Origin of the sequence: Gloeotrichia echinulata CP02, assembly GCA_038087035.1 — a bacterium.
GTDB classification, from domain to species: Bacteria; Cyanobacteriota; Cyanobacteriia; order Cyanobacteriales; family Nostocaceae; genus Gloeotrichia; species Gloeotrichia echinulata.
This window is the reverse complement of sequence record CP051187.1, coordinates 939,695-952,984: the sequence shown is the minus strand read 5'-3', so window position 1 is coordinate 952,984 and position 13,290 is coordinate 939,695. Positions and strand designations below refer to the sequence as shown.

13 protein-coding genes are annotated in these 13,290 nt (G+C 41.9%); 9 read left to right on the top strand and 4 right to left on the bottom strand.

Annotated elements, in window-relative coordinates:
* Nucleotides 1–388 precede the first annotated feature (388 nt).
* Nucleotides 389–1,342 carry an asparaginase gene (locus HEQ19_04320; protein WYL98859.1) on the top strand — a complete coding sequence of 318 codons (954 nt, stop codon included), beginning with the start codon at nucleotides 389–391 and terminating at the stop codon, nucleotides 1,340–1,342.
* A gap of 700 nt (nucleotides 1,343–2,042) precedes the next feature.
* On the opposite strand, the gene HEQ19_04315 is transcribed toward HEQ19_04320, so the two are convergent.
* On the bottom strand, nucleotides 2,043–3,347 hold the full coding sequence (locus tag HEQ19_04315; GenBank protein ID WYL98858.1) for an RNA-guided endonuclease TnpB family protein: 1,305 nt from the start codon (nucleotides 3,345–3,347) through the stop codon (nucleotides 2,043–2,045).
* Nucleotides 3,348–3,750: 403 nt separating this feature from the next.
* Between HEQ19_04315 and HEQ19_04305 the strand changes: the two genes are divergently transcribed.
* The 4 genes from HEQ19_04305 to HEQ19_04290 all read left to right on the top strand — a co-directional run bounded on the left by HEQ19_04305 (nucleotide 3,751) and on the right by HEQ19_04290 (nucleotide 6,851).
* Complete coding sequence (locus HEQ19_04305) at nucleotides 3,751–4,230, top strand: group I intron-associated PD-(D/E)XK endonuclease (GenBank protein ID WYL98856.1); 480 nt, start codon at nucleotides 3,751–3,753, stop codon at nucleotides 4,228–4,230.
* A 41-nt stretch (nucleotides 4,231–4,271) separates the two neighbouring features.
* Nucleotides 4,272–5,714, top strand: coding sequence for a DUF697 domain-containing protein (locus HEQ19_04300; GenBank protein ID WYM03250.1), 1,443 nt, complete (start codon nucleotides 4,272–4,274; stop codon nucleotides 5,712–5,714).
* A 307-nt stretch (nucleotides 5,715–6,021) separates the two neighbouring features.
* Nucleotides 6,022–6,330, top strand: coding sequence for a type II toxin-antitoxin system HigB family toxin (locus HEQ19_04295; protein ID WYL98855.1), 309 nt, complete (start codon nucleotides 6,022–6,024; stop codon nucleotides 6,328–6,330).
* Between the two features lie 89 nt (nucleotides 6,331–6,419).
* On the top strand, nucleotides 6,420–6,851 hold the full coding sequence (locus HEQ19_04290) for a transcriptional regulator (GenBank protein ID WYL98854.1): 432 nt from the start codon (nucleotides 6,420–6,422) through the stop codon (nucleotides 6,849–6,851).
* Nucleotides 6,852–7,040: 189 nt separating this feature from the next.
* Here the strand turns inward: HEQ19_04290 and HEQ19_04285 are convergent, their stop codons facing one another.
* The 3 genes from HEQ19_04285 to HEQ19_04275 all read right to left on the bottom strand — a co-directional run bounded on the left by HEQ19_04285 (nucleotide 7,041) and on the right by HEQ19_04275 (nucleotide 8,396).
* Nucleotides 7,041–7,523: a hypothetical protein gene (locus HEQ19_04285; GenBank protein ID WYL98853.1), complete on the bottom strand. Its 483-nt coding sequence runs from the start codon at nucleotides 7,521–7,523 to the stop codon at nucleotides 7,041–7,043.
* A gap of 17 nt (nucleotides 7,524–7,540) precedes the next feature.
* Nucleotides 7,541–7,792, bottom strand: a complete 252-nt coding sequence (locus HEQ19_04280) for a hypothetical protein (protein WYM03249.2) — start codon at nucleotides 7,790–7,792, stop codon at nucleotides 7,541–7,543.
* Nucleotides 7,793–7,874: 82 nt separating this feature from the next.
* On the bottom strand, nucleotides 7,875–8,396 hold the full coding sequence (locus tag HEQ19_04275) for a hypothetical protein (GenBank protein WYL98852.1): 522 nt from the start codon (nucleotides 8,394–8,396) through the stop codon (nucleotides 7,875–7,877).
* A gap of 109 nt (nucleotides 8,397–8,505) precedes the next feature.
* Between HEQ19_04275 and HEQ19_04270 the strand changes: the two genes are divergently transcribed.
* The 4 genes from HEQ19_04270 to HEQ19_04255 all read left to right on the top strand — a co-directional run bounded on the left by HEQ19_04270 (nucleotide 8,506) and on the right by HEQ19_04255 (nucleotide 13,134).
* Entirely contained in the window at nucleotides 8,506–9,675 is a 1,170-nt protein-coding gene (locus HEQ19_04270) for a DNA cytosine methyltransferase (protein ID WYL98851.1), read from the top strand.
* Between the two features lie 168 nt (nucleotides 9,676–9,843).
* Complete coding sequence (gene deoC / locus HEQ19_04265; GenBank protein WYL98850.1) at nucleotides 9,844–10,524, top strand: deoxyribose-phosphate aldolase; 681 nt, start codon at nucleotides 9,844–9,846, stop codon at nucleotides 10,522–10,524.
* Between the two features lie 92 nt (nucleotides 10,525–10,616).
* On the top strand, nucleotides 10,617–11,495 hold the full coding sequence (recO, locus tag HEQ19_04260; GenBank protein WYL98849.1) for a DNA repair protein RecO: 879 nt from the start codon (nucleotides 10,617–10,619) through the stop codon (nucleotides 11,493–11,495).
* Nucleotides 11,482–13,134, top strand: coding sequence for an MFS transporter (locus tag HEQ19_04255; GenBank protein ID WYM03248.1), 1,653 nt, complete (start codon nucleotides 11,482–11,484; stop codon nucleotides 13,132–13,134). The genes recO and HEQ19_04255 overlap by 14 nt, the downstream gene beginning before the upstream one ends.
* Nucleotides 13,135–13,290: the final 156 nt, after the last annotated feature.

Genomic DNA, 13,290 nt, shown 5'->3' with positions numbered 1-13,290 from the left:
ACTCACAACTGACGAGGCTTGCCAGAGCAAAACATTATGCGTACAGGGTTGTGAGATTTGAATCGGTAATTGTCCCGTTGAAAGTGCAGCACAATAGCACGCCAAATTAAACAACTCCAAGGCAATAATGCGATCGCAGTTTAAATCAGTGAACAGTTATCAAGGCGTATGGTGGGGGATTTAAATCAGTGAACAGTGAACAGTTATCAAGGCGTAACGATAAACACATTACTCTTGACTGATAACTGATAACTGATAACTGACTTTGTGGGGGACTTAAACCCAACGATAAACACATCACTCTTGACTGATAACTGATAACTGATAACTGATAATATAAAGCCGTCCTAGAAGGACGGGGTTTTTACCCAAGGATTCCGATGAACCCATGACAATGGGAAAACGAACTCAAGCTACACCACTAGAAGTCAGGTTGCTGCGGGAAGGGATTATTGAATCGAGACATATAGTCCAGGCTGTTGTGTCTGACGAACGGGGACGGGTTCTGTCCGTAGCCGGTAACTCAGAAACTGCTGCATTTGTCCGTTCAGCGCTGAAACCTTTTCAAGCGCTAGCAATTACCACCACAGGGACACTCGAACGCTACGACCTCAGCGATCGCGATTTAGCAATTATCACCAGTTCCCACAAAGGCACAATCGAACAGGTCAGACAAGTATTTAACATCCTTTGGCGGGCTGATATTGACCCCACGGCACTCCAATGCCCGATTAGTGAAGGCAAGCAGAGTCCTCTAGAATACAACTGCTCTGGTAAACATGCGGGGATGTTAGCTGTCTGTCAGCAACGCCATTGGCCTTTAAATAACTACTTAGAACGCAAACACCCGGTGCAGCAGTTGATTTTGGGCAAAGTAGCAGATTTACTACGAATGCCCGCCGAGGAATTTATCAGCGCTCACGACGACTGCGGCGCACCCACCTATCTAATGCAACTTGGTCAAATGGCCTCTTTGTATGCCCTGCTAGCCTCCGGGAGTAATTTGGATATGGAGCGGATCGCCCGTGCCATGACTCATCACCCATCTATGGTCGCAGGCGATGGCGAATTTGACACAGAATTGATGCGCTTAAGCCCAGGGGAACTGCTCAGTAAAGCCGGTGCAGAAGGAGTGCAGTGCATTGCTAGACTCGGTGAGGGTATGGGATTGTCCATCAAGGTTATGGATGGGGCAAAGCGGGCAAAATATGCCGTGGCGATTCACCTGCTCCAGCAACTGGGCTGGATTACTCCCAGCGTCGCCCAAAGCCTCTCGGAAAAGTTTATGTCCTTTGGGAAATATAAGCGTTTAGAAGTAATTGGAGAATTATCGCTTTTGTAGTTGCCAAACTTTTGACTTTGAGTTATAGTAAAGAAGTCGAGAGACGGCAACGCGGGATAGAGCAGCCTGGTAGCTCGTCGGGCTCAACGGGCAAATTTAACTAGACGCTTATTAGTTAGGTTTGCTGTGGGCGGCACATAAAGAAACTTATGTGCGTTTATCTGTCAAACTCGGGGAAGCCAATAGCGCGGTAATCCCGAACCAAGCTCCAGAAATGGAGAAGGTGTAGAGACTGGAAGGCAGACACCCTAACAGTAACGCTGAGGGTGAAGGGACAGTCCAGACCACAAACCAGTTAATCTGGGCAGCGAAAGTTGTAGATGGTAAGCATAACCCGAAGGTCAGTGGTTCAAATCCACTTCCCGCCACCAAGTTAAAAAATGAAACCCTGTAATCCTTAAAGATTACAGGGTTTTGTTTTAGGGACTGAGAAAAAATAAATTATTAGGACTTACGCACTTATAGCTGGGGACTGGGGACTGGGGACTGGGGACTGGGGACTGGGGACTGGGGACTGGGGACTGGGGACTGGGGACTGGGGACTGGGGACTGGGGACTGGGGACTGGGGACTGGGGACTGGGGACTGGGTTACAAGTCTGATTGTGTCTAGGTTTTATCATCAGTTAATGTCCTAAGCACTTTGGCGGTTGCTATATGACGAAAATTGACACTCCCCCGACTGAGTAAGTTTCGCTTTGCTCACTTACTCGTAAAGTCGGGGGATTCTTCCTTCATCCTAGTAACTTGCTCTAACAGGCTTACGCCAATTAGAGTAGAGGTTACTAGTCCAGAAGCGTTACTTTGGGTATGCCCTACCCTAGCTTTTGCATCGCGGAGCGTGTCGGAGACAAGATTTAGAATATTTTTTGCAGCATTAACATCCCTCTGCAAACTGCAACCACAACTACATACATGGCTACGAGTTGAGAGGGATTTTTTGACAATTGTTCCACAATCCGAACATTTTTGAGATGTCATTCTAGGATTGACAGCAACAACAGTGCTGTTAAATTTAGCTGCAAAATATTCTAACCAACTGCGGAAAAGTGACCAAGATGCATCATTAATGCTCTTGGCTAGACAGTGATTTTTTACCATGCCTTTAATATTCAAATTTAGCCTTCGGCAACGGCTTCGCCGAACATAGGCTACTAAAGCGTTAGCTTTGCATACGTTACGCGCCAATTTAAGAGCGTGTTCTTTCCGTTGCCTACTTACTTTTAAATGTTTTCGAGCATACCTGTTTCGTGCTTTTCTTCTTTGGTTTTTGCCTTTCTCTTTTTTGTAAATCTGTCTCTGAGCGTGTTTAATTGCTTTCTCAGATTTCCTCAAAAATCTAGGGTTTTCTACATGATTACCATTAGAATCTGAGTAGAAAAACTCTAGACCAACGTCTAGACCTATTTCACCGTCAGCAATTCTAGACTCAGATTCAACATCTACATCAATGCAGAATTGACAATAGAATCCATCGGCTTTTTTGAGCAATCTAACACGCTTAATTTGCTTAACTGGGTAAGTTTCGATATCCCATTTACCAAGTAACTTTACTTCACCAATACCTTTTTTATCAGTAAATATGATGCGTCTTTTAGTTTGATTTAACGACCATCCAGAGGTTTTATATTCCACCGAACGGTTATCTTTTTGAAATCTGGGATAGCCCTTTTTACCTGCTACTACGGCAGTTGCTCCACTTGGGGAGACCCCAAGACCGCACTGCCTCTTCTTCTTACAGTTATGGTAGAACCTATCAATGGCAGACCATGCTCGTTCAGTTGCAGCTTGGCAAGCCATTGAGTTTAATTCCTCAACAAATTTAAACTCTTTGCGTAACGCTGTTGAGTAATTATTTAAAGCAATTTTATTAATTTTGGCTTCTTTTGGGGAATCCATCCAGTAGCGTATAGCTTTATTTCTGATGAATTGAGTTGTACGGATAGCCTCATTAATTGCATCGTATTGATGCTTTTTAGCTTTGACTTTGTACTCTAAAACCAGCATTACTTAATCACCTCCTTGATGATTTTGTTAACTGTATATATGATAGCATGATTGTGTACACATAAACTACATAATATGCCAAAAAAGCAATTACATATACTTTTAAGCGAACGCATAATTAATAAACTACGCTTATTAGCGGTGGAAAAAGATAAAACTATGACTCAAATCATAGAAGAATTGATTGATTCTTTACCTGAACCAAAAAGAAAAAATCACGTTTAATAAATTAAACGTTGGCGCTACATCCGGAGTCTAAAAGACACAGGGTTTTGCGCCTATCGGGTTACTTCTATAAAGCTTTGCGATGACTACGCTGCGCTCCTAATGACATAAAATCGTAGTCCGTGCGTAAGTCCTGATAGTATTTTTAGGTGGGGACTGCGCTCAACATTTCTATTGAATGGACACAAAGCTTAAAGGAGACATAGCCGAACAAGCGGCTGTTATTCACGCCTTAAAGCGTGGTTGGGGAGTTTTAAAACCTATTGGCGACAGGCTACCTTATGATTTAGCCTTTGATGTAGAAGGAACTGTGATGAAAATCCAAGTCAAATATGCTTGGTTTGATGAGCCTTCGGGGAATTATGTTGTAGATAATCGTCGCACCAAAACAAATCGCCGGCTAATGGTTAGAGAAGTATATAAGCCAGCAGACTTTGATTTTGCCCTAGTATATATAGAAAAACTCGACCTATTTTACATCTTCCCAGTCGATGTGTTCATCGGCTATGGTAGCGAAATACACCTTGTGGAAACTGAAAAGCGACAGCGTAAACCTCGTTCTGCACAATATCGCGAAGCTTGGCAATTAATCTTAACAGCGGTAAGTAAAGAAAATTGTGTTTGTTCGCCTGTCCCATTCAAAGAGGCAGGGTTTTGATCTATTCTGGAGTAGGAACCTGACAAAAAGTTCGGAGAATGATGGTTGTGAAGTTGCAGCGACCAATTTTAGTGGGAGGATTAGGACTATCCTTCTGTTTGTGGATGTTACAAACCTGGCATCATTCTATAGTGCAGGTGGGTGAATTTAGTTTATTGAGTGCTTTCGCCGTTGGTGGTGGTTTGTGGTTAATCAGGCAAAATCGCCCGAAAAATGGTTTGGAGCAGCTAGATGGTATGCTGGTAGAGCGGGAAACCGTAGAAAGTGCGATCGCCAACACTGAAGCCGTAATTAACCAACTGGCACAAGAAGCAGAACACCATCCAGCCTTAGAAACACTGCGAGAACAAGTAGCCGAGTTATTTAGGGAATTAGACAGACAAGAAATTAAACTGGTTATTACTGGTGGCAAATCCGTAGGTAAGACCACTTTAATTCAAGTTTTAGCCAAAAATGTAGATCTGTGGGATACAAAATCTGTAAATTTCCAAGAAACAGCGCCTTTGTTTCAACAAACCGGTGACAACTCAGATGCGGCGATTTTGACCCAAGTGCAAAAATCTGATTGTGTCCTGTTTGTGACCAACGGCGATTTGACAGATTCAGAATTTCAAATATTACAGCAGCTAAAGGCAAAAAATCAGCCGTTCATGGTGGTTTTTAATAAACAAGACCAATATTTGCCAGATGAACGTGCTAGCATCTTGCTGTCGTTGAAACAGCGAATCCAGGGAAATGTGGTTGCGATTGCGGCGTCTGGGATAGCTATCAAAGTCCGCAAGCATGAAGCTGATGGTTCTGTGCAAGAGTGGATGGAAGAACAAGCGCCTGATATCCAGCAGTTAACCCAGCAATTGAGTGAAATTTTGGCACAGCAAGCACAAAAGCTGGTGTGGTTAACGACGCTGCGTCAAGCTGTGTTGTTGAAAGCAGAAGCAAAACTTAGACTGAATCAAATTAGGAGCGATCGCGCCACTCCAATTATTGAACAATATCAGTGGATAGCCGCCGCTGCAGCTTTTGCTAACCCAGTTCCAGCACTAGATATTTTGGCGACTGCGGCGATTAATGCCCAGATGGTCATGGATTTAGGTAATATTTATCAGCAGAAATTTTCCCTAGAACAGGCGCAAACTGTCGCGGGGACAATGGGAAGTTTGATGCTGAAACTGGGTTTAGTGGAACTCTCGACAAAGGTTATTGGTACTGTTCTCAAAAGTAATGTCGCTACCTTCGTTGCTGGTGGGGTTGTTCAGGGTGTGAGTGCTGCTTATCTTACTAGGGTAGCAGGGTTGAGTTTGGTTGAATATTTCCAACAACAGGAAATTGCTGTAGACTCTGGAACTGGTTTGAATTTGGAGAAGTTGCGCCAAACTTTGCAAAATGTGTTTCAACAAAATCAGCAGCTGGGTTTTCTGCAAGGTTTTGTTAAACAAGGTGTCAAGCGTTTATCACCAGAAGCGCAGGCTGAAGTTCTCGGATAATTATCTCACGCATACTGGAGAGCAGAACCCGCAGGATAGACGCAAAGTTTCTCTTGGCGTCTTCTCTACGGGACGCTCCGCGTTCGCGCAGCTTATCGTAGAGAATGCTTGAGATTTGCGTTCATTAGTGGAATTGGCGATTAACCTCAAATAGACGAGTGAATCAATAGTAAAGAGGTGTAAGTAAAAATACTCACACCTCACAGGCTGGCGTTTGACTTCGCAATTTGCTAAGATTTCAAATAACAACACAAGGAATTAGGAGAGTAAAGATGGAGTTGAAAAAAAGTAAAGGAAAATATTATATATGCGAATCATTACAGAAACCAGACTCAAGAAAGCTTGTGAAAAGCACCCTGATGCTGAACCTAGCATACGAGTCTGGAAGAAGCTTGTAAAAGCGCAAGACTGGAATAGTTTTACTGATGTCAAAGCTAGTTCCGTTTTTGCACCAGACCAAGTTAAAAACTTCGTCATTTTTAATATTGGAGGGAATAAGTATAGACTAATAACCTGCATTAACTATCAAACAAAGGTTATATATATTCGTGAGTTTCTTACTCATGCAGAATACGATAAAGATAAATGGAAAAATGACGAATGGTTTGATGGCTAACTAGAATTAGAGTTGCTATCAATGAACTCAAACTAAGTTTCCACAAATCTTATTACTAATAATTAAGCAAACAATACTATAATGATGAGATGTTATCCAACAATATTACCTACACAGATTTACTCATATCTTTCCCCCCGCGCTCCATAAAATCTGAAGAAGATTTAGAAAAAACTCAAGCAGTTGTCGATAATTTACTAGATAAAGGAAAACTTACGGAGTCAGAAGAAGACTATTTGAATTTACTGGGAATTTTAATTCATGAATATGAAGAACAACAGGATTTAGTTCCCGATATTTATGGAGTAGAACTTCTCAAGGTTTTAATGGTGGAATTAAATCTTAAACAGAAAGATTTAGTGCCTATTTTTAAAACGGAATCAATTGTTTCTGATGTACTCAAAGGTAAGCGGAAATTAACGGTCGAACATATTCAAAATCTGGCGGAATTTTTCCATATTTCACCTGCTGTCTTCTTTCCTGTGAATCCATCACAGAGAGATTCCCCAGAAGTAGTTTAAAGTTTGATTATCCAAGCATTTACTGGGTGAAATGAACATTTGGTAATCAGCCAGGTTTGATATCATTAAACAAACTCTAACCGTTGCTGCGACAACGTTGTTAATAATGTAATTCCTGCTAAAGTTAATTCCCAGCGATCGCGTGGTAGGAGTACGCGGTATGGGTGAGATTTCCGTTGATTACTGGAATTAGCGCTTAACTTCAAATAGACAGTCGTTATAACGCCGAGTAATGTAAAGATTTGTAAACGGACCAGTGACTTCGTAGGGTTTCTGGTATTCTCCTAGCATATTGATGGGAGCGCCAGGAATTTTGCTCCACTCTCTGGGAGTTAAGGCCGCATCACCAGCGAGAATGCCTTGAAATTTGACTGTTGTAGTTACAGAATATTGGATAATGATTACTATGTAGTGGCGACCATCAGATGTATGGAATATTTTAACTGACCCATCGTGGCTGATGTCTACTAGATGGGGCGGAAGTTTTAAATTTTTAGTAGTATCTAATGGGAGATTTTGTGTTTTAGCAAAATCAATAATTTCTTGATATTTTGCCAGTGCGGCGCGTTTTTTGGAATTGTACCCTATTTTCAGAATTAAGGTATTTATCCAGGATATTAATTGTATTGCTATTAAGAGCGAAGTTGGGAATATTCTCTTAAATATATTCATGGCGATGAATGCTTTATTTAAAAGCTATCTAAATCATTGTCAGAGTATCCAGCACCTACAAATACAGGAGTAGCATCTGCTTGCTTATCAATAAGTTCTAGCAATGCATTATTGCAGCGTTCGGTCAGTTCTGGATATTTATTCGCTATCCATTCAAGTTCTGTGACGCCACAAGGATCACTAATATCAAAGCCGCGTTCAATCAGTTGTTCAGTGTGCTTATATGCTAGATTAAAAATTGCCTCAAAATCTATAAACTGTTCATACATAGTTACAATTATTTATTTTTGATTTTCGTTTCTGGAATATGTCTTAATCAAGTCTTTAAACGCTATTATAGTATATAAATCATTACTGGCGGGCTAAACTCTGAATATAAGCTATTATTTCCTCTTTGGTGATTATGATATCTGGCGGCACAAGCCAGCTTGGATAAAGGTATACCGTATAACTTAACTGACTCGTTTTGCGCTTATCTACTATCTTCCCCCAACGCTCAGGAAAAATAAACCAACGGGTACTTAGCCGTTGAGGAGGAATAGCACCCCACGCCATACCATTAGTTAAACAATACCAGATAATCACAGATGGGGGGTTGACCCATTGCTTGCTTTCAACTTCGCCACACATCCAGCCTTGATAACCAACAGGTAGAATACGGGGATTTTCAACTCGCCCGGAAACACTTTTAACTGATATCCAAAATAACTTGCGCTGATTATCTTTATTATACACAGGAATATCTTCATCATTACCAAATTCAGTAATTATAGACTCTCCCGCATTGATACCGCGATTTCTTAACCCCCTGCGAACTATTTCAACTGCGCGGTTTCCTTCAGCTAATAACTTTTCCCAGTCAGATGATGGCATAATAAAAATCAACTTATTTTTTTATACAAGCAATTATTAATTATTAAACAACAGCGATTGTATATTTAAGGATATTTTAATATATTTGGACTACTATATTCTGTTTTTTATGATTTTTCGCCCTGCTATATTCTCCTTCTTCTCCGGCGCCGGTTTCCTGGATTTAGGCTTTGAAACCAGCGGTTTTAATATTGTCTACGTCAATGAAATCTTCTCCCCGTTCATGTCAGCTTACCGCTATTCACGGGAAGTTCTTAACCTATCATTACCTGAATATGGATATCATGAGGGGGAAGCTGCAGACGTAACCAAACTTACCGAAGGAATCGCCGCACAACGCCTCTGGGAGTTAGTCAACGATTGTCGCAAATCTGATAATATTGTTGGCTTTATTGGTGGTCCTCCCTGTCCTGATTTCTCTATTGGGGGCAAAAATAGAGGACGCTTAGGTGATAATGGTAAACTGTCGGGTGCTTATGTTGAATTAATTTGTCAGAATATCCCAGATTTCTTTTTATTTGAAAATGTCAATGGTTTGTGGAGGACGACAAAACATCGTTTATTTTATGAAGCTTTAAAAGTACAGTTACAGGAAGCAGGATATATTTTAACTGAGCGCTTAATTAATGCTATTGAATATGGTGTACCTCAAGATAGAGATAGAATTATTCTTGTTGGTTTCCACAAGAATTTAATTCAAGATATGGGCGGTCAATTATTACCTGAAGGTGTGTTTCCTTGGAATAATTATATTTTATATCCTCAAGCCAAGGTTTTTGATTACCCTTGGCGTAAATGTGAACCATTTCAAGCAGATTCTATATTGCTTTGTCCTGATGATATTCCTGAAGAATTAACTGTAGAATATTGGTTTAGAAAAAATGATGTGTTGCATCATCCCAACGCTGAGGATTATTTCCAACCAAGAGCAGGTATTACCAGATTTGCGGCTGTAGATGAAGGCGATGATTCTAAAAAGTCTTTCAAACGTCTGCACCGATGGCGTTATTCTCCTACCGCTTGTTATGGCAATAATGAAGTACATTTACATCCCTATAAAATTCGGCGAATTTCTGCTGCGGAAGCTTTAGCAATACAATCTATGCCGGCAAATTTCGTGCTTCCAGATAATATGTCACTTACTAATATGTTTAAAACTATTGGTAATGGTGTCCCGTATTTGGCGTCAAAGGGTTTAGCTCAAACTATTCTTGACTTTTTAGCCACTGGTGTGAGGACTTTGGTGCAAAATCCTGGTCATCAGGTTAAGACTAGCTGATGTAAATTTAAATACTTAATAAAATTCAGGGTCAGCTATCAAGCTGGCATACCAGATCCAGCAATTAGCCTGTCTTGAAGATAAATTTGTCATAAATATGGTTTAATTTAAAAATAATGTCTTAATTTTTTATAAACTTTAATAATAACTCATGGGCATAATATAGCAATGGCAGCAGACTATCCAGATATTGATATTGCGCCATTTATCGATCACGCTCTGCTAATGCCAACTGCTACCCCAGAGCAGGTTGAGCAATGGTGTGAAGAAGCATACAGGTTTAATTTTGCGGCGGTTTGTGTGTATCCCGCCTATGTGAAGCAGGCGACGGAACTGCTCCACGGTAAGAATCCTAAAGTCTGTACGGTGATTGGCTTTCCGACTGGGGCGACGACTTCAGCAGTGAAGCTCTATGAGGCGCAAGAGGCGGCGGAAAATGGCGCTACGGAGTTGGATGTGGTCATCAACTTAGGTTGGTTGAAGGCTGGGAACACGGAAGCTGTCCACCGAGAAATTGCCGAAATTTGCGAGGAGACTGGACAGACTGTCAAGGTAATTTTAGAAACCAACCTGCTAACAGATGCTCAGAAGAAACTCGCAGCAGAAATCTCTATGGAAGCTGGTGCAGCATTCTTAAAAACCAGTACTGGTTGGAGTGGTGGCGCAACAGTGGCGGATGTGCGATTTTTGAAGGAAATGGCACGGGACAGGGTGGGAATTAAAGCATCGGGCGGAATTACCACTATAAATCAAGCCCTAGATTTAATTTTGGCAGGCGCTACTCGATTAGGCACATCTCGCAGTGTCGATTTAATCCGCCAGCGCGATAACCTAGGAAAGAAAGAGTAGTCCAGAGTCCAAAGTCCAGAGTCCAAATGTTGACCCTTGACCCTTGACTCTTGACCCTTGACTCTTGACCCTTGACCCTTGACCCTTGACTAATGACTAGAACCTATCAAGCAACTGGAATTAATCTGAAAGCCCAGGCGCTGGGAGAATCGGATAGAATAGTGACAATTTTAACACGCGAGTTTGGTTTGATTCGAGCAGTTGCCCCTGGGGCACGCAAGCACAACTCCAGCCTAGGTGGCAGGAGTGGGGTGTTTGTGGTGAATGAATTACTGATAGCTAAAGGGCGATCGCTCGATAAAATTACGCAAGCACAAACGTTAAAAACTTATCCGGGTCTGGCGAAAGATTTGGGGAAACTGGCCGCTAGCCAGTATTTAGCAGAAATAGCCCTGTATCAGGCTTTAAGTGAACAACCCCAAGAAGAGCTTTATGAGTTACTCAATGAACATCTTCGTCGGTTGGAGGAATTACCGAATACCGAGGCTGCAAGTATTTTCGCTCATTTGGCTCATGGGGTGTTTCACCTTTTAGCTTTGGGAGGACTGACTCCTCAGGTACAAGTTTGTTGTTTAAGTCAGCGTCCCCTAATCCCAAATTTTCAGGACTCCCAGCCGAAAGTAGGATTTAGCATCACGACAGGGGGAACGATTTGTTTAGAAGCTTGGGAAGCTTTACGGAAAGGGGGAGAAAATCCCATTTCCCCAAATTCACCCAGCACTGGCTACCAAACTGTTCTGCATCGTCAAGATATACCAGTTATCACTACTCGCCTGAGTGCTATAGAACTTGCTATACTCCAGCAGCTGTCCCAACCAGAGATAATGCCAATTAATATTGCTAAAAATCATGATTGGTTATCTGTTGAGCAGATTTTGCGCCAGTATACTCAGTATCATTTAGGTCGCCCTATTCGCTCCGCTACCTTAATAGATTCTTATTTTACTGCTAACTATGATGCAACCTTCTGATTTGGATACCAAAATCCTATCTATATCACCAAGCTACGCCAAAAAACAGAATAGGGCATCAGATTCTACAGTACCAAATTACCTGAGTGCTGTTCCTCGGTCTCAACCCAGTCAAATCAATAGTGAAGAAATTTCGCCAAAGGAGGTTTCTCAAAACCATCACAATGGGACATCAGAAATAACAAAAGCTGATGTTACAGAAAAATCAGAAACACAAGCCGATAAATCAACCACTGCTGAGGGAAATGGTACTGGTGGACCGACTGACAATAATTTCCCATCAGCGTCTACCCCAGGGAAAGAACCGCCTGATTTAAACATGTCTGATGAGGATGGGAAAACACCATTTGATGATCCACAACAACAGGGATTTTGGCCTGTATTAAAAAACCCAAATTTCCTAGCACTTTGGGGTGGTCAAGTCTTCTGTCAAATGGCAGATAAAGTTTATCTGGTGCTGATGATTGGTTTGATTAATACTCAGTTCCAAGCGGGTGGTCAGAGTATTAGTGGTTGGGTGTCAGCTTTGATGATGGCTTTTACTATTCCAGCGGTGTTATTTGGTTCTGTGGCTGGTGTATATGTGGATCGCTGGCCGAAAAAGGCGGTGTTGGTATCGACGAATGTTTGGCGAGGAATTCTGGTTTTGGCAATTCCGCTGCTGCTGTGGTTGACTCACGATTGGAAACCTTTAGGGATGTTACCGGTCGGTTTTTTGATCATCCTGGGTGTGACGTTTTTAGTCTCTACTCTAACACAATTTTTTGCCCCGGCAGAACAGGCGGCGATTCCCTTGGTGGTACAAGAACAGCATTTACTCTCGGCTAACTCTTTGTATACGACAACGATGATGGCGTCGGTAATTATTGGGTTTGCTGTTGGTCAACCTCTGTTAGCATTTGCTGATCAACTTTGGTTACAACTTGGTGGTAGTGGTGCTGGTTTGGGTAAGGAATTAGTAGTTGGTGGAAGTTATGCGATCGCGGGGATAATTTTATTATTCTTGATCACTAACGAAAAACCCCACGCACCCGAAACAGAATTCCCCCACGTTTTCGCCGATCTGCGTGATGGTCTGCGCTACCTTAAGGCTAATAGTCGCGTCCGCAATGCTTTAGTGCAACTGACTATATTATTTTCCATTTTTGCCGCCTTAACTGTTCTCGCCGTTCGCATGGCAGAAATAATTCCCCATTTGAAAGCTTCCCAATTCGGCTTTTTATTAGCCGCTGGTGGTGTTGGAATCGCTGTAGGGGCGACGCTTCTGGGTCAGTTTGGTCAACGTTTCTCCTATACTAATCTTAGTCTATGCGGTTGTATAGGTATGGCAGCTTCTCTGATTGGTTTGTCTGTATTCACCACCCAGCTATGGATCATTCTGATGTTCATCGCCCTATTGGGTGTCTTTGGTGCCCTGGTGGGTATCCCCATGCAAACCGCAATTCAAACCGAAACCCCAGCAGAAATGCGGGGTAAAGTATTTGGTCTGCAAAATAATGTGATTAATATTGCTCTTTCTTTGCCCTTAGCTTTAGCAGGGGTCGCAGAAACCTTTATTGGACTAAAAGCTGTCTTTTTAGGATTAGCAGCTATCGTCTTCTCTGTAGGCATATTAACTTGGTATAACTCCCATGAGTAATTATTAGCTAAAAGGGTGCATGGAGCAGTAAGAATAAATGACAAATGAAAAATGACAAATGACGACCATAAATCGTTAAGTTTATTTGCGCCGACCTACTGAATGTGCTTGTTTTCATGCTAAAGTAAATCTATTGATATTTTATCTCTAGAATTG